General features: G+C 40.6%; 10 protein-coding genes. 8 read left to right on the forward strand and 2 right to left on the reverse strand.

Annotation, left to right across the window (positions count from 1 at the left end; all coding sequences use genetic code 11):
* Nucleotides 1-159: 159 nt before the first annotated feature.
* The 3 genes from DWW23_RS10215 (at nucleotide 160) to DWW23_RS10225 (ending at nucleotide 8,658) form a co-directional block, all read left to right on the forward strand.
* Nucleotides 160-3,453, forward strand: coding sequence for a TonB-dependent receptor (locus DWW23_RS10215; RefSeq protein WP_122353182.1), 3,294 nt, complete (start codon nucleotides 160-162; stop codon nucleotides 3,451-3,453).
* Nucleotides 3,454-3,536: 83 nt separating this feature from the next.
* Entirely contained in the window at nucleotides 3,537-5,090 is a 1,554-nt protein-coding gene (locus DWW23_RS10220) for a RagB/SusD family nutrient uptake outer membrane protein (protein ID WP_233564305.1), read from the forward strand.
* Between the two features lie 82 nt (nucleotides 5,091-5,172).
* Nucleotides 5,173-8,658 carry a glycosyl hydrolase gene (locus DWW23_RS10225; RefSeq protein ID WP_199664137.1) on the forward strand — a complete coding sequence of 1,162 codons (3,486 nt, stop codon included), beginning with the start codon at nucleotides 5,173-5,175 and terminating at the stop codon, nucleotides 8,656-8,658.
* Nucleotides 8,659-8,704: 46 nt separating this feature from the next.
* On the opposite strand, the gene DWW23_RS10230 is transcribed toward DWW23_RS10225, so the two are convergent.
* Complete coding sequence (locus DWW23_RS10230; protein ID WP_122353184.1) at nucleotides 8,705-9,481, reverse strand: nitrilase-related carbon-nitrogen hydrolase; 777 nt, start codon at nucleotides 9,479-9,481, stop codon at nucleotides 8,705-8,707.
* Nucleotides 9,482-9,588: 107 nt separating this feature from the next.
* Between DWW23_RS10230 and DWW23_RS10235 the strand changes: the two genes are divergently transcribed.
* Nucleotides 9,589-10,224: an HAD family hydrolase gene (locus DWW23_RS10235; protein WP_122353185.1), complete on the forward strand. Its 636-nt coding sequence runs from the start codon at nucleotides 9,589-9,591 to the stop codon at nucleotides 10,222-10,224.
* Nucleotides 10,225-10,234: 10 nt separating this feature from the next.
* Here DWW23_RS10235 and DWW23_RS10240 read toward each other — a convergent pair whose 3' ends face one another.
* Nucleotides 10,235-10,777: a hypothetical protein gene (locus DWW23_RS10240; protein ID WP_122353186.1), complete on the reverse strand. Its 543-nt coding sequence runs from the start codon at nucleotides 10,775-10,777 to the stop codon at nucleotides 10,235-10,237.
* A gap of 1,005 nt (nucleotides 10,778-11,782) precedes the next feature.
* Here DWW23_RS10240 and DWW23_RS10245 point away from each other — a divergent pair.
* The 4 genes from DWW23_RS10245 to DWW23_RS10260 are packed head-to-tail and all read left to right on the forward strand — an operon-like array spanning nucleotide 11,783 to nucleotide 19,219.
* Nucleotides 11,783-13,156, forward strand: a complete 1,374-nt coding sequence (locus tag DWW23_RS10245) for an IPT/TIG domain-containing protein (protein ID WP_122353187.1) — start codon at nucleotides 11,783-11,785, stop codon at nucleotides 13,154-13,156.
* Nucleotides 13,157-13,178: 22 nt separating this feature from the next.
* On the forward strand, nucleotides 13,179-16,262 hold the full coding sequence (locus DWW23_RS10250; protein ID WP_122353188.1) for a TonB-dependent receptor: 3,084 nt from the start codon (nucleotides 13,179-13,181) through the stop codon (nucleotides 16,260-16,262).
* A gap of 11 nt (nucleotides 16,263-16,273) precedes the next feature.
* Nucleotides 16,274-18,295, forward strand: a complete 2,022-nt coding sequence (locus DWW23_RS10255; protein ID WP_122353189.1) for a RagB/SusD family nutrient uptake outer membrane protein — start codon at nucleotides 16,274-16,276, stop codon at nucleotides 18,293-18,295.
* A gap of 39 nt (nucleotides 18,296-18,334) precedes the next feature.
* Nucleotides 18,335-19,219, forward strand: a complete 885-nt coding sequence (locus DWW23_RS10260) for a BT_3987 domain-containing protein (RefSeq protein ID WP_122353190.1) — start codon at nucleotides 18,335-18,337, stop codon at nucleotides 19,217-19,219.
* The last annotated feature ends 9 nt before the right edge of the window (nucleotides 19,220-19,228 follow it).

A 19,228-nucleotide genomic window follows, 5' to 3' on the forward strand; every position in this document is an offset into this window, starting at 1 on the left:
AGCGATATTTTAAAGTAAGCATGAGGAACAGCCATTCCCCATGCTCGAAGCATACGACATCCTGTAGTTTTCTTTTATCTAAGCGCCACTTGGATAAAACAAGGTGTGTAGTATACAATTGGCAAAGTTATATTTTTTTCAATTTAAATCTAATAATTTATGCAATTTAGAAAAAAGCAGACATTGCTGATCATGTTCTTTTTCTTTTTTATATGTAATGGTTTATCCGCACAGTTATCTCAAAAAATCGATATACAATTAGAGAAAGCAACAATCAAAAGTTTTTTTACTGCGATAGAAAATCAAACGGATTATACATTCATGTATAATAATCTGGACCTCACAACTCCAGTAACAATTACAACCAGGCAAACCGAACTATCAACAGTTCTGAACCGTGTATTATCTCCATTGAATATTGAATATGAAGTTTCCGGGAAACGTATTATTCTGAAGAAACAACCGGTAAAAGATTTGTCTGAAAATAATAAGACGACAATTACCGGCACAGTCACCGATGAACGGGGAGAACCGATTATAGGAGCCAACCTCGTTGAGAAGGGGACTACGAATGGAGTAGTCACCGACTATAACGGACAATTCAGTATTCCAGTTACAAAAAATGCGGTATTACAAATTTCTTATATTGGGTATATAGCACAGGAGCTGACTTTGGGGAGCAAAACTTCCGTAAATATCGTACTAAAGGAAGATCTCAAACAGTTAGAGGAAGTAGTTGTGGTTGGTTACGGAACCCAAAAAAGAGGGTTGGTTACCGGATCTCTTTCTGTTACTGACGGCGGTGAAATAGCACAAAGCAAAACACAAAATTTGAGCTTGGCACTTCAGGGAAGATTACCAGGAGTCGTTATCAATAATCGTAGCGGAGAACCCGGAGCTGATAATACATCTGTAAATATCAGGGGAAGAAGTACTACGGGCAACAATGATCCTCTCATTCTTATTGATGGTATAGCGAACCGGGGTGGTCTTGATAGAATCAATCCTAACGACATTGAAAGTGTGACAGTACTGAAAGATGCTTCAGCCTCTATTTATGGAGCACGTTCTGCCAATGGAGTTATTCTTGTCACTACAAAACGAGGAAAGATAGGAAAGCCTAGTATCAGTTATTCATATAATGTCGGTTTACAAAGTCCTACCAGGCTTCCGGAGATGGCTGATGCAGCAACTTATGCGTCAGCATTGAATGAAATAGAATTTTATGAAGGGCGTAATCCGCGTTATACTGATGACGAAATACAAAAATTCAGAGATGGCTCCGATCCGATACATTATCCAAATACAGATTGGAAAAGTGAAACATTGCGTAAAACAGCTTTGCAGCAGCGGCATAATATTTCGATAAGTGGAGCGAACGACCGGGTTTCATATTATGTAGGTGGCGGTTATTCAGATCAGGATGGTATATATAAGAAAAGTTCAACCTATTATAAACAATATGATATACGTTCTAATATAGATGCTACTATTACAAAGAATTTTAAAGTATCGGTTGATATTTCTGGACGTATAGAGGACCGTCATTATTCAGGCGAAAGCTCGAATAATATATTCTGGGGACTTCTTCGCGGACTTCCGACAGAGTTGGCCCGCTATCCGGACGGTTCTCCTACTTATGGCATGGATATAGGTAATCCCGTAACAATGGTAACTGATGAGACTGGATATCGGGATTACAAAAAATATATATTTAATAGTACAGTATCTGCCAAAATCGACTTACCGTGGATAACAGAAGGACTTTCGGTTGATGGTTATATCGCTTTTGATAAAGTCGGTGAAGAACACAAGGATTGGCTTACTCCCGCTTTTTATTATACCTGGGATGAGACTACAGATATATATGAGAAACATAAATATGCACGAAGAGAATATGCTTCTTTGAGTCAGGAATATCTTCCGACGTCCAGTTTTACACTCAACGCAAAAATTATGTATAAAAAAACATTTGCCTCTCTTCATGGAGTAGATGCAATGGTCGGTTTTGAGCAAAATGAATTTAAGGGACATAATTTTAGTGGTTCTCGTTCAAACTATCTCTCTACGGCTATTGACCAACTATTCGCTGGAAGTTCGGACAAACAATACATAAACAATGGAGGCAGCGCATATGACCAGGCACGTAGAAGCCTTTTTGGCCGTTTGGCTTATGATTATGCAGGGAAATATATGGCACAGTTCAATTTCCGTTACGACGGCTCATATATTTTTGCTTCAAATAAACGATGGGGCTTTTTCCCTGGAATATCGTTGGGATGGAGACTTTCCGAAGAAAAGTTCTTGAAAGATAACGTTTCATGGCTTAATAGTCTTAAGTTACGTGCTTCATATGGCCAACAAGGTAATGACAATGTGGGTGCATTCCAATATTTACTGAAATATGCCATGGGAAGAAACTATGTTTTTGGAGGAGCAGATGTAGAAGGTATTTATCAGGAAAGTTTGCCTAATGAAGCAATAACATGGGAAGTTGCCAAGACGTACAATCTAGGTCTCGATGGTACACTTTGGGATGGGAAGCTAGGATTTGAGATCGATCTTTTCCAAACAAGAAGATCTAATATATTGACGGCTAGAAACGCTTCGATTCCACAATATACAGGACTTATAAATTTGCCTAATGAAAATATAGGAGAAGTAAAGAATCAAGGTATCGAACTACAACTTAGCCATTACAGTAAATTAGGAGAAGTTGGTTTAAACCTATCCGGAAATTTCATGTTCGCCCGTAATAAAGTCATTGATGTGGATGAAACGCCATGGGGAGAAGGTTATGAATATATGAATGCGGAAGGCAAACCTATGGGTACCGAGTTGTATTATCAGGCAATAGGTATATTCCGTGACGAAGAGCAACTTAATTCATATCCACACCTTGAAGGAGCACGGCCGGGAGATCTTATTTTTAAAGACGTAGACGGCAATGGCGTTATCGATGGAATGGACCGTGTAAGGGCAAATCTCATGCATTTCCCGGAGATCGTATTTGGACTTAATATAGGACTTGACTGGAAAAATTTTGATTTCACTATGCTTTTACAAGGGCAGGCTCGTGCACAACAAGCAGTCTATACGAGACTTGATAATACCGGTAATTCATTTAAGTCGATGACAGATGACCGTTGGACCATAAATAATATTGATGGCACTATGCCACGTCCGGGTGGAAGCATCAATAATAATTATAGTTCAGATTTCTGGTTGAAAGATGCTTCATTCCTCAGGCTTAAAAATATTGAGGTAGGTTATACCCTTCCGCAAGTATGGTTTAACAAAATAAGGGTATCGAACTGTCGCGTTTATTTGAGTGGATATAATTTACTCACTTTAGACAAGATCAAGGTAATGGATCCTGAAAGTGATAATTCCGGTGCTTCCTATTATCCCCAAATGAAGATATTTAATCTTGGAGTAAGTCTCACCTTTTAAATTATAGGAAAATGAAAAAGAATATTATATTTATTATAAGTATATTCATGTTATTTGTCTCCACTGGCTGTAGCGATAGCTTTTTGGACAGAAAACCACAGGATAAAATATCAGAGGAGGATGTTTTCAATAATGATGACCTTCTTACAGCTTATGTCAATGCCTGTTATAATAGTATTCCCAGTGGGTATGATTTCATCATGTTATCTTCAGTAACGGATGAAACTTATTGCCGGCATGGAGGGACTACATGCCTTGTTATATCACGAGGTGAGTTAAATCCTGACAATGTGACGAATGATGATTGGGGTTGGTTCACTGGATTGAATTATTGGAGCAAGGCTTATCAGTATATTCGTGATATTAATGTTTTCTTTGAAAAAATAAATGATGCACAAATCACGGAAGAGATAAAAGAAAGGCTTACAGGTGAAATGAAATTCCTTCGGGCATATATCTATTCTAATCTTATATGGCGATATGGGGGTGTACCTATTATTACCCGTTCTTATTCACTTGGCGAGCAGGATTATTCTCTTGGACGGAATACTTATGATGAGTGTGTGGAGTTTATATTGAACGAACTTGAAGAGGCGATAGATATTCTTCCGGATAAAATGAATGGAAGTAATTGGGGACGTGCCTCTGCAGATGTCTGTAAGGCTCTTCGTGCCAGGGTATTGTTGTATTGGGCAAGTCCGCTGGTGAATACCTCAAACGATATTACCAGGTGGGAACGTGCCCGTGATGCAAATAAAGAAGTGATGGATTTATCAGGATATTCACTCTCTTCCAACTATAAAAATATTTTCCTGGAAGCTACAAATGAAGAAATCATATTTCTTCGCCAGTTCACAAAAGCAAACGGACATAATATGATGGTAAACAATTCTCCTAATGGGTATGATGGAAATGGCGGCAACTGTCCTTTGCAGAATTTGGTAGATGACTATGAAATGAAAGCAACAGGTCTTAAGCCAGCAGAAACGGGTTCGAGCTTTGACCCGAATGATCCTTACAAAGGGAGAGATCCACGATTTTATATGACTGTCCTTTATAATGGGGCAATGTATAAAGGACGGGCTGTTGAAACCTTTACACCTGGTGGTAAGGATTCGTCCGAAGGTAATAGCGGATGGAATACCAGCCTTACCGGATATTATATGTTTAAATTCTTAGATGAAAATCAATTAGTGAGTGAGACCAACACTATGCCTTTGATTTTCTTCCGGTTAAGCGAGTTTTATCTTAATTATGCGGAGGCCCAATATCATTTGGGTGCAGAGGATGAGTGCCGTCGTGCAATAAATGAAATACGTGGTCGTACCGGAGTTGAAATGCCTCCGGTTACAGCGACGGGAGATAAACTTTTAGAAAAAGTTTATCAAGAACGAAGGATTGAATTGGCCTTAGAAAATCATAGATACTTTGATTTACGTCGATGGAAACTGGCTGAAAAATATGAAAATATCAATGCAATGGGCTGTGGAATCACCCTGAACAATGGTACTTATACTTATTCACCGATTAAAGTATTGGATCGTAAATTTTTACCACAACATTATTGGGTACCGATCCCACGCGAAGAAATTGTGAAGAGCAACTATGTGCTCAAACAAAATCCGGGTTATAATTAATTATTGTGATATCCGTTCCTGTTTTTATAGGGACGGATACTTACTATTCATATTTTTGTGTTCGATATAAAATAGATCAAGTATGAAAAAAGGTATTACTTTGATATGTATGGCCTGTCTCTGTATTAATATGTCTGTATTTGCACAAGATGATACATTACAGGAAGGTTTTATAAATCCACCAGCTTCGGCAAAAGCACGGACGTGGTGGCATTGGCTCAATGGAAATGTGACAAGAGCAGGTATTACCGCTGATTTGGAGGCGATGAAACAAGTGGGTATACAAGAAGCACAAATCTTTAATGCAGATATGGGATATCCTGAAGGACCTGCTACTTTTTTAAGTTCGGAATGGTTGGAGCTTTTTAAATTTGCGGCATCGGAAGCAGAACGATTAGGACTTGAACTTGGCTTTCATAATGGTGCAGGCTGGTCTTCGAGCGGTGGTCCCTGGATTACACCGGAATATGCTATGCAAACAGTTGTTTATAGCGACACTTTGTGCAGGGGAGGTGAAAAGATTAAGATCCGGTTGAGCCAACCCGCTACCCGACTGAATTACTATAAGGATATTGCAGTGTTAGCTTTTCCAAATCCACAAAGTAGTGAACGAATTGATGATTTGGATATCAAAAGTCTGTCAGGAAAACTACGTAACCATCTGGAGCCTGATATGAAATCAATACCTCAGTCAGCCCTGGTTCACAGAACCGACATCATTGACCTGACATCAAAAACGTCGGTTGATGGTTCATTGGAATGGGATGCTCCAAATGGTGAGTGGGTTATTTTAAGAGTTGGCCATACACCTACCGGTGCAGAAAACCGTCCGGCTGTGATTGGTGGACGCGGATTGGAGTGTGATAAAATGAATAAAAAAGCTGTCGATGTATATTGGGAGGGAGGTATCAAACCAATTATCGGAAAACTAGGGAATTTGGTTGGAACGGCACTTACAAACTGTCTCATTGACAGTTACGAAGTAGGTTGTACAAATTGGACAACCAATTTTGATAAAGAGTTCAAGCGGCTTCGGAAGTATGACTGTATGCCGTTTTTACCAGTGTTAGCCGGATACTATGTCGATGGCGGTGAAATAACAGAACGTTTTCTATGGGATTTTCGGCGGACAATCGGTGATTTGATTACAGAAAACTACTACAATTATTTTAGAAAACTCTGTCACGAGCATGGTATGAAACTCTCTGTAGAACCTTATTGGGGGCCGTTCAATAGTATGGAAGTTGGAGATACAGGAGATATTGTTATGTGTGAATTTTGGAGCGGGAGTCTGGCTTTTTTTGATTCACCTAAATTTGTAGCTTCTATTGCTCATTTGAATGGGAGTCCTATAGTTGGAGCAGAGGCTTTTACCGGCAATGGAGGATGGCTTGGACATCCGGCTACGATCAAACAAATAGGTGACAAGGCATGGGCGGCTGGCGTTAACCGTTTTATTTTTCATACCTATGCACATCAACCGTGGGATGTCGGCCCTGGTGTAACTTTTGGATCTTATGGATTTGAATTAAACCGTTTAAACACCTGGTGGAAACAGGGGAAAGATTACATGATGTATATAGGGCGTTCTCAATTCCTGCTTCAACAAGGCCGGAATGTTGCTGATGTGTTGGTGTTTACAGGAGAGTCATCTCCCAATGATGCGATTCTTATGCCGGAAATCACATCTCTTGGTTATGATTATGACTTAATTGGTATAAGCAAAATGATGTCGTTAACAGTAAAGGACGGACTGATTTATACACCTGCCGGTGGTAAGTATCGGGTAATAGTACTTCCGGAATCTTCCTGGATGACACCAGAGATGTTAATGAAAATTGAAGAACTTGCAAAAAGCGGTGCTTTGATCATCGGCCCTAAACCACAAAAATCACCAAGCCTTCAGAATTATCCTGTTTGTGACAAACAAGTCTCCCAATTGGCAGAAAAGTTATGGGATAAAAATTTAGCAAAAGACTGTTCTGTAGTTGATATTCTTAAAGGAGAAAATTTCTCTCCGGATTTTTCAACAGAGACGGGCATCGCTGGGGATATTAATTTTATTCACCGTCAGGATGACAAAACTGATATCTATTTTGTAACTAGTTCACAACAAGAAAGCCATCAGGCAATATGTCGTTTTCGTGTTACAGGAAAACAACCAGAATTATGGAATCCGGAAACCGGCAAAATTGAAGATGTTGCAGTTTGGAAAGAAAATGGCGACGGAACCATAAGCATTCCAATCCAATTTGATCCGGATGGGGCTGTTTTCATGATTTTCAGGAAACCGGTCACTACTACCAGACATATTGTGAAAGCAGTAATAGATATAAAGAAAGAAAAGACAAATTCACTATCAGATTTAAAAATTATCAAAGCAGAGTATGGAACTTTTCTACCGGAAGGTGTGGTCGATGTTACAGAGTCTGTAGTAAAAAGTGTTCGTGATAGCAAGTTAAATATACATTCCGGCTCTCATCTAAGTCCTGTAGACCCAGCTCCCGGATATATAAAAGAACTTCGTCTTGAATATGAAATAGAAGGTAAACGTCAGGAAATACATGCAATTGAAGGAGAAGCGATCAATATTGATGCAGGAAACTCTTCTGAATTTAAAATATTGAGAGCTGTATATGGTAAATTTGGCAAGGGGATTCACAGTATACCATCGAGTTATTCAACATATGATGTTACAAATCAACTAAAATCAAAGGTCTTATCTGGTATTTTACAGATTTCAGTGAACGATGGATTAGTAACAGATATGTCAAACTTAGGACCTAAAAAAGAATTACATGTTGTTTATGCTACTGATGGAGAAATATGTAAAAGATCTGTACCCGAAGGTGAGACCCTTAATCTGGCACAAAGTACTCCTGAATCAAAACTCATTTCGGATAAAAGTAAAATAACTTGGGTTACTCCATATCCCGGAAAGATGACTTATACTACGTCTTTAGGAGAAACGAGAACAGTTCAGGTTGATTCAATTCCAAAGTCAATTGAATTAACGGGCCCCTGGAATGTCACTTTCCCATATAATTCAGGGATGTGGGATACGACGTTTGATAAATTAATCTCATGGTCAAATTCTTCAGATGAAAGGATAAGTTATTTCTCAGGTACAGCAACGTATAAAAAGCAATTTACTCTTTCAGAAGAGTTGTTGCAATCAGATTACTCTTTAGAATTAGATTTGGGATGCGTTCGAGTAATTGCAGAAGTTATTGTTAATGGGGAAAAACTGGGAATTTTATGGAAAACACCCTTTAGAGTAAACCTACACGATGCAGTACATAAAGGTGTAAATGATCTTGAAATAAAAATTACAAATTTGTGGCCAAACAAATTGATTGGTGATGAACGTTTTCCTGATGATATAGAATGGAATGGTAGTTGTATCAAAAAATGGCCGGAATGGCTTACCGATCATAAAAAAAGATCTTCGGAACGTACAACTTTTAGTACCTGGAAGTTTTGGAATAAAGATTCTCCATTACAATCTTCTGGTTTGTTAGGTCCGGTAGTTATACGCCCTTATATACATGTAAATGTAGAATATTGATTAAACTTACAATAAAAGTTCATAGCCGACTGATATCGGCTATGAATCACAACCCGACAATCCGTATATCATCTTTGTAGGCTTCACATTCTCCTGCCGTTTCTCCTTGGGGAGTGAGTAAACAGGAGTCGCCTGCATAGATGATACCGGCAGGATCGGTTCCGGCACAGTTGACGGCAATGATATTCGCCCGGTTCTCAATGGCACGTTCACGGAGAAGACGGTTCCAATCGTCACGGCGCGACTCCGGCCAGTTAGCAATATAGATCGCCGTATCATACCGGTCGTCATTCCGGCTCCAATCCGGGAAACGGAGATCATAACAAATATAAGTGGCAAAACGATGTCCCTTCCAATGAAGAACCAACTGCCCTTCCCCCGGAGAGAAACTACCTTTCCTGAAACAATTATGCTTGTCATAATGCTCATAATACCCATCCGGGAACACAGCCAGTAAACGATTATAAAATTTCCCTGCTTCCTTATAAATCGTAGAGCCGATCACCAATGCGTTGCTACTTGCCGCCCATCCTTGCATCCTCCCGATAACTGCCGGATAATAGCTCGCCACCTCATCTTTGTTCTGCACCGCTATTTCTTTATCCTTCTTCTTCATTTCACAACCGGAAACAAACAGTTCGGGAAATACAATCACGTCACAATCTTTACATTGCTCCACCCGTTTCTGAAAAGCATCCAGATTTGCTTCCACGTTTCCCCATGCAAGATGAGCCTGCACCAAAGCAACGCGACAGGTTTCTTTATTTTGGGCCGGGATGGCAATGCTAACCAGTACAAAAAAGGCAACGAACAAATATTTCATATATTCAGAATTAAGAGACGGTCGCAAATATAGAAAAATAATATATCACTATATAAGCGGAAGTACAGGATTATAGCGGGAATCTGTATATCTTTGCTTCTAAAAAGATGAATCTATCTGAGACAGAGACTTTAATATGGGATTGGAACGGGACGTTGCTGGATGATGTAGATGCGAATGTCAAGGTTATCAACAAAATGCTTTTAAAAAGGGACTTGCCTCTGCTGGATTTACATACTTATAAAGATATATTCTGCTTCCCGGTCAAACTGTTTCATATCCGGATAGGTATCGACTTTAGTAAAGAATCGATCGAAGAAATTTCAGCCGAATATATGGAGCTTTATAAAAGTTACGAAAGCTGTCTGAAATTAAATGCCGACGCCCCTTTTATACTGGACTCGATAAACGCAAAAGGCATAGACCAATACATATTATCTGCCGCTGGAAAAAACGATCTGTTACGTATACTCGACCATTTCCATTTAACGGATAAGTTCAAAGGGATATACGGTTCAGAAGATATCTGTGCAACCGGTAAAGTCGGGATCGGGCAGAAACTGATCAAAGACAACTCCCTGAATCCCGACAAAGCAATTATAATCGGAGATACGGTACATGATGCAGAAGTAGCAAAAACATTAGGGATAAAATGTATTCTTTATGCCGGTGGACATAACAGTTATGATCTTTTAAAAAGTGAATCCAAAGTCATCGCCAACTTAAAAGACATAGATATATAAATTTGATACATTAATAACTACGCACAGTTGTCTTTGTTTGGCCAGTCATAAAGCTATTCATAAAAACATTTTCGTAGAGGACCCCTAATGTGTTGGAAACGACACAGGTGGTCTTATAAATAGTGCCATTGCATGTCCACTCTAATTCCACTTCTTCCAGTCCAAGACGCAACAGCAACATTTGATCCAAACTATTCTTTACTCCTTTCCTGGCATTTTCAACTTCTTCTTTGTAGATAGGGGATAACTCTTCCAGGGTCTTAAATGTCAATTTCCCTTTTTCTTCAAAAGGATAGCCCGTACCATCAAGTATGGCAAGCTTTACTCTTTCCAGATCCTTTTCCGTAGAGATCTTGCCAAGGTATTTATAATCTGTAAGGACATATTCGAGATGATATTCAACCGTATTTTTCATTATCGTATCCAGTTGTTGTTTCCATAAAACGGAATCAGCCGACTGACTGCCGGACAAATGCGTTGTAGCTCCACACCAAAAAGATATCCCCATGAATAAGCAAAAGAAAAAACTGATAATGATTATTCTTGTTTTCATAATGTTTGAGTATTAATTAGATATATGCGAAATAACAATCCTCATATGGTTTCTATGAGACCCCATCAAACACGATCGATTCTTTTTATAGGCTTAGTTTAATTTACTTGTGGATATTATTGACTTCTATTACAAACAACAGGAGCCGGCCCTATTATTTTGCAATTATCGAATTTCGTAAATCTATTGATAACAGGTATGTCACGCACAAATGTAACAATATTGCAGACAAATAAGTAAAACGCCCTTATGTTTTAATTAATTTTAAATAATCATTTTAAGAAATAAGAGGAAAGATAGGAAACACACAACATTAAACTCTCATTCGGTATGAAACTAAAAGCAACAACACAAGCAATACATTATATACACCTCAACTTATAAATTGAATAATAATGCCTCTATAATAATAAGATAAATTATCAAGAGGTAATACGTCCCCCATATCAGATTCAAATTTAGTAAAAACTGAAATAAACTAATTTGATTCAGTCTAACTTCCTCAGATAAAAACGCCATAGTTTTCATAGAACTATGGCGCTTTTTCTTATATTATTTTATTAATAATACAAAATAATAAGCTTTTAAAGGCTATAAAAATGGACAATATCACTAAACTAATGGACAATATTTCGATTTGCCGTAAAAAGATCAAATAAATCACAGTTTGCAACACCCAATTTTAGCCTAATGCCATAGTTCTATGAAGACTATAGCATTAGAGTTAACGAAATCTAATTACAAACCAGAAAGACTACAGTCTTTCACAAACAAAATTATAACATGACCTGAAAGTTCCGTAGTCGTATTATTCAATTACATGCTCTAAAAGAATGTGTAATCTTAATTTGTTAAATTAGATCTAATATAATCATCTTTTGCTATACCAGGCAAAAGCCTGCTTACATACAATCATTATTATTTAGTTGCAAATAAGTAATCACTGATTGTACAAATGATATTTTTTGCACCTAGTATTTATATTTATGAAAAGGACAAGAGAAAATGAAAACCTCGAAAATAAATGTAACCTTATTCTATCTATTCACCATATTTCTTTTTATGGGAGGATTTATTGCCTGTAATAACGAGAATAACTCCTCCGGAAATGAACCTTATTCACCTGATAAGCCATTGGTTGTAACGAATATCGGACCGGAAAAAGGAGGGATCGGAACCCGTGTAGTGGTTAGCGGTTCTAACTTTGGAGACGATATATCTAAAGTGAAGCTGTTTTTCAACCAGAAAGAAGCCCTGATCTTAAAACTACAAAGTAACGCCATCTATGCAATGGTGCCCAAACAACCTGGAGAATACTCTACTATCAAAGTTGCAGTAGAAGAAGGGAAAAATGGAGACGGATCACCCAAATACAGGGAGGAGACACTTAAAGACAAAAAATTCAAATACAATATTAAATCCACCGTCACTACCGTAGCCGGACAATTAGACGTGAAAACAGCAGCAGACGGTCCGGCTTTGGAAGGATCATTCGGACGCCCTGTCATGCTAGCCGTCGACAATGAAGGGACAGTACTGGTTGCCGACGACGGGGGCAAAATGGTCCGGATGCTATCTATACAGGACAACAAACTCAGCACTGTTCTTTCAGGAATGCACGAACCCTGGCAATGTTCGTTTAATCTGGATTTTACAAACTATTATGTATTGGAAAGACGTACAGCCATGCGCCCGCTTCTTTTCTACGGTTTATATAAATCAAGTAACTGGCAGGAAGCCGAGGCTTACTATGATCAAAAAAATGAGAAAGGAGACTATATCGCCGGTGCTATGGATTATTTCGGACTAGCTGCTGACAACGATTATGTCTTCCTGTTATCTTCATCGGGTAAACGACTGATCCGCGTGAACATAGCGACCAAAAAGGTAGAACTGATCGGAGAAAATCTGAACATGGATTCATGGGCACACATTGCCTATAACAAAGTGAACGGATACCTATATATCACTTCCGAAGCTTGGGGACGTCTCTACCGCCTGGATCCTTATCATACTCCGGCTGGACATACCACCCCGTGGATAACACAAAAAGATGTGGAACATATTGTCGGAACAGGAAAAGGTACGGCAATAGAAGGTAACGGAAAAGCGGCACAGCTCGGAGAGATAGAAGGTATGGCTGCCGATCAGGAAGGAAACGTCTATTTGGCAGACTATAGCAATCATGTCATCTGGAAAATAGACGAAGAATTCAATGCTACCATCTTCGCCGGAGTCCCCGGAGAATCCGGATATAAAGACGGAAAACCTCAAGAAGCACTCTTTTATAAACCCTATGATGTAGCAGCTACCCCCGATGGTATCCTTTATGTAGCCGACACCTACAATTATTTGATCCGTTGTATTGCTATTCAATAACCATAGATTAAAATACATAAGAATGAAAAAATATATCGCATTGTTCGTCATATTTATGACGATACTACCGGCTTTTGCCCTGGCACAGACAACGATTAAAGTTGAAGGAGTAGTCACAGATGCTAATAATGAGACACAGATCGGTGTGAACATCTACCCACGCGATAATCCGACGCAGGGAACTGTCACGAATCTGGACGGGAAATACACGATTGAGGTTAAACCCGGTACGACACTGGTTTTCTCCTACATCGGATTCAAATCACAGGAAATCAAAATCGGAACAGCCAAGTCTCAAACAATCAACGTTGTACTGGACACCGATGCCCAACAACTGGAAGAAGTGAGTATTGTCGGATACAGTACGCAACGAAAAGTGAGTGTGGTCGGGGCCATCACAAGTGTTAAACCTACTTCACTGAATGTCGGTGGTGTTACCTCCGTCAGTAACGCCCTCGCCGGACGTGTAGCCGGACTGATCGGTATCCAGCAAAGCGGAGAACCGGGCAATGACGTCTCTGAATTCTGGATTCGCGGTATCAGTACCTTCGGAGCTAACAGCAGCGCATTAATATTGATAGACGGAATAGATCGGGGAAGTTCCAGCCTGAACGAACTGGCACCCGAAGATATCGAAAGTTTTTCTGTCCTGAAAGATGCTACGGCTACGGCAGTATATGGGGCCAAAGGAGCCAACGGAGTCGTATTGATCAACACCAAGCGTGGCGCAGAAGGGAAAGTATCGATCAATGCCAGCGTAAAAACAATGATCGAAACACTTCCCAGGCTTCCGAACTATCTACGGGCTTATGATTATGCCAAACTAGCCAACGAAGCAAAAGTGGTGAGAGGCGACAGATCGGTCTATTCACCCGAAATATTCGATATCATAAAATATCATATGGATCCTGATTTGTATCCGGATGTCAGCTGGCAGGACGAGATATTGAAAAAACGGACATTGGGTGTACAAGGAAATATCAATATCTCCGGTGGTAGTAAACTGGCTCGTTACTATATGAGTGCATTCTACCGGACCAACGATGCCATTTACAATCAAACCGGTATGGACCGTTACCACTCAAATGTCAGACGTAACCAATATACCTTCAGAAGTAATATCGACGTCGATCTGACCAAAAGTACACTGGTGAGCTTGCTTTTGTCCGCCAAACTGGTCGACATGAACCGGCCAGGTATGGGTACAACCAAAGAGATATGGGGCGCACAGGCATCCTTAACTCCCTTGACAGTCCCGGTTGTCTATTCAAACGGGCAACTTCCGGCTTACGGAAAAGGGGAACAAACCTCTCCATCTGTATTACTGAATGAAACCGGATTTCTGACCGACCGCGACAACTCCATCGAATCATTACTGAAAATAGAACAATCACTCGATTTCATCACAAAAGGATTAAAAGTAACCGGTTCTCTGTCATTCGACAATTACAACAATCACCTTACCAGCCGGACTAAAATGCCGGACCTGTATAAAGCTACTGATCGCAACTGGAACACCGGCGAACTGATGACACTCAAAACAGTGGTTGCCCAACCGATGACTTTCAAAAGTACTTCATATGGGATCCGTACTATTTATATAGAAGGGAAAGTCGAATACAACCGATTGTTCGCCGAAAAGCACCGTATAGGAGGTCTGTTCTTATACAACCAGAAAGACTATCAACGAACAGATGCGGATGGCGAACTGGCCTCTATCCCTCATCGTAACCAGGGTATTGCCGGACGTCTTACCTATTCTTATAATGATATCTACTTCATAGAAGGTAATTTCGGATACAACGGGTCTGAGAACTTCCCTAAAGGGGAACGTTTTGGATTTTTCCCTTCGGGAGCCTTGGGTTATGTGCTTTCCAACTATCCGCTGATAAAAGAAAAAGCTCCGTTCATCAGCACTCTGAAACTCCGTTATTCGTACGGATTAGTAGGAAACGACCAGATCAGCAACGATGTCCGCTTCCCCTACCTCACAACCGTAAATATGAATGCACCGGGATATGTGTTCGGCGACCAGCATCAGAACTCGGGTGGTGGAGTAACCGACGCCGTATTAGGGTCGACCGGCCTGGTCTGGGAAAAAGCAATCAAGCAGAACTTCGGTATCGACCTGACACTTTGGGAAGCACTCGACATCACAGTAGATGCTTTCATCGACAAACGTAATAATATTTTTATGGAACGTGCAACTCTACCGGGCACTATCGGTGTCGGCACCAAACCCTGGGGAAATGTAGGTAAAATGAAAAGCTGGGGAGCTGACGGAACTGCTTCTTATACCCACCGTTTCGGCAATGTAGCGGTTGAATTACGCGGTAACTTCACACTGACTAGAGATAAAATCATAGATTATGATGAGGTTCCTCCCCGCTATCCTTATCTGGCCAAAAAGGGAACCAGCTATGGTGTGACCCGGGGATTGATCGCCTTAGGACTCTTTAAAGATGAAGATGATGTGAAGAACAGTCCTACACAATTCGGGAAAGTCCTTCCGGGAGACATCAAATATCAGGATATCAACGGCGATGGCCGTATAGACGATTATGATATCGCACCTATCGGTAATTCCAACGTCCCGAAAATCCAATACGGGTTTGCAACCAGTGCCAATTGGAAAGGTTTCGATATCAGCGTCTTTTTCAGAGGAGCCGCACAGGTGGATTACTTTATGGGGGGTAACGGATATTATCCGTTCGCCGGAGGTGTGACCGGTAACGTTCTTTCTATTGTAAACGATCAGAGTAACCGCTGGACACCGGCTTCATATTCAGGAGATCCGTCGACAGAAAATCCGAATGCCCGTTTCCCTCGTCTTACATACGGAGAAAATATAAATAACAACCGTCCCTCTTCTTTCTGGCTCGCCGATGCGGGGTATCTTCGCTTGAAAACGCTTGAAATAGGATATACGGTCCCTAAAAAGATTTTGTCGAAAATAAACATGACAAACCTGCGTATCTCTTTCCTCGGCGACAACTTATGTGTCTGGGATAAAGTGAAATTATGGGATCCCGAACAAGCAAGCGACAATGGAGCTGTTTATCCCATCACCCGTTCCTATTCTATGGTTTTACAAGTTTCATTTTAATATATCGGATCATGACTAGCAAAAAAATAAAAACAAGAATATTTGCTTTCTTATTTGTTATCCTCAGTAGTGCAGGCATCACATTCCAATCGTGCAGTTTTTTGGATATAGACCCGTATGTAGCCGACCTTTTCACTCTCGATACAGTCTTTGCCAAAAAGGAATATACACAGAAATATCTGAACAATGTATATAGTTATCTGATAGACTACGGTTCGCCGAGTGCCTGGACAGACAATGCGCAGCCCTGGGTATTAATAAGCGATGAGGGTGTAGCCGGATACAAACGGAACAGGCATAATTACAATTACTTCTGCAATAATGAAATGAAAGCGGAAGATCTGGATCATTTCGATTACTGGAATTATTTCTACGAAGGGATCCGCAAAGCCAATACATTTATTCAAAGAGTGAACGAGTGCCAGGAAGTAAGTGCCCTGCAACGGTCGGAATGGATCGGTCAGGCCACATTTATAAAAGCGATGATCTATTTTGAACTGATGCTGGCTTACGGCCCGGTCCCGATTGTACCTGATACGCCGGTAGATTTCGACACCCCTATCGACCAGATGATGGTAGAGCGCAATACCTGGGACGAATGTAGCGATTATGTATCTGCCCTACTGGAAGAAGCAATCAAATTACTACCCACACAGGTCAGAGACAATTCAGAAATAGGACAGGCAGTAAAAAATTCTGCACTGGCAGTACTGTCACGCCTCACTCTTTATACAGCAAGTCCGCTTTATAACGGTGAAAATAGTGAGTTCAGCGATTTTACGAACAATGCAGGCGTACCTTATCTTAATCCTGTCAAAGACATAAGGAAATGGGCCGTCGCAGCCGCCAATGCCAAACGGCTCGTCGACATCAAGCCCAATGATCTGTATACTGTCCCCCGAATGGAAAACACACCTCATTTCCCGGTTCCGGCTGCCGAACAAGCTGATTTTCCGGACGGCGTAGGGGGTATCGATCCTTATCATTCCTATATAGATATGTTCAACGGCGAATGTGTATTGGCTTCATCCAACCGGGAGATTCTGTTTTCCCGCCAAAATACGGGGATCAACGGAATGAACAAATACAGTGCCCCTGGTGTGCTGAATGCCTGGAATGTATTCTTCGTTCCGCAGGTATTGGTCGACGCCTACTACATGATCGACGGCCGTACTATCAACAACGCAAGTGAAACTTACCCCTATGAGGAAGGTTATACAAATACGGACCTGGTGTTTTCAGGAGAAAAAAGCAGCAATGGTTTTACCCTGCTGAGCGGAACTCACAAATGGTATGCAAACCGTGAGATGCGCTTTTATGCCACAATCGCCTTTAACAATTCCTACTTTCCTTCCACTTCTACTCCACCTGATAAAATCGACCAGCAAGATGGTAAAGTTGCTAAATATTTCAGCGATTCAAAAAGCGGCAGGGATTATGCCCTGAACCGTCCGCAAGGTGAAGCCGAGGAATATCCGATGACAGGTTATCTTTGCCGAAAATTCCTTCATTATGAAGATTCATGGATCAGCGGAGGAAGACAAAAAACAAAATATTGCCCGGCTTACCGCATGGCTGAAGTCTATTTGAATTATGTGGAAGCAATGAATGAACTGGACCAGTCGTACACGATCAACGACATTACCGTGACACGCAATACGAGTGAAATGAAACGCTGCTTCAATCTGATCCGGTATCGTGCCGGTCTACCGGGTATCACAGATGCCGATGTTGCCAATGCTGATAAAATGAGAGAACTGATTGCCCGTGAACGCCAGATAGAGTTTGCCTGGGAAGGACGCCGTTATCACGATCTCAGACGTACGAAAAAAGCGATCATCTATGAAAATGCACCGGTTATGGGATGCGATGTCAGTGCGACAGAAGCTGAAAAAGATAAATTCTATAACATCATCCAGGTGAAAGAAAGAGACTGGATCTATAAGGTCTTTACCCGCAGGCAGACTTTCTTCCCGATCCCTAAAAGTGAGGTAGACAAAAATCCGAATCTGGACCAAATGCCCGGATTCTAATAACATGTTTTACACATATACATATTAATACCATTTATTATGAGATCAAATATATTAAAGCAGATATTACTTTTCTCGTCAGCCTGTTTCTTCTGGAGTTGTACGAGTGAACCTGCTGATTTCGGTGAACAATACAAGAAAACACTTTATATTGTAAATAGCCGCGATATGCTCTATGTCGGCGAACATGCATATGGCAGCGAAAATAATTCCATGCAATTTTCAGTCTATTGTGCTTCCTCCGAACCCATCAAGTCCGACCTGACGGTTCAGTTGGAGATCAATCCCAAAGCACTCGACTCACTCAACAAAAAAAGCGCATTGGGGAACCCCTTATATACCGACAAGCAATTGTTACCCCAAGAAAACTATACATCGACAGACCTATCTGTGACCATTCGGGCAAACGAACAATATGGCGTACTGGATATACCGTTCGATCCACAAAACCTGGATCCTGATGTTTCGTATGCACTCCCTATCACGATCGCCTCAAACAGTGCGGGTTATGATGTAAATGAGGAACTAAGCACGATGGTTTATGAAGTAAAAATGATCAATGGATTTTCAGGTGATTTTGCAGGCAGTTCAATAGAACTACCTAAAACGATTCGCTCGGTACAGCCTGTTCTGAAAGCCATCTCTTCCAATTCTATCCGTATGCCGATTCACACATTATCCGGAGAAGCAAAATATATAAAAACAAACTTCATGCTTCTTAACATCGGTACAGATAGCACCTCTGTTACTATAAAACCCTGGCTGGATGCAAAAATAACAGATTCCGGGAAAAGTTATTACGACAGAAAAAAACAAAGCTTCTATCTGAGATATACTTATGCGAATGAAGAAGGGGAAACATTCGATATTGAAGAGAAAATAATCAATATAAATGCTCCGGTAACAGATACCGAAGAGCAATAAAGATATAGA

This window comes from Parabacteroides sp. AF14-59 (genome assembly GCF_003479515.1).
Lineage (GTDB): Bacteria > Bacteroidota > Bacteroidia > Bacteroidales > Tannerellaceae > Parabacteroides > Parabacteroides faecis.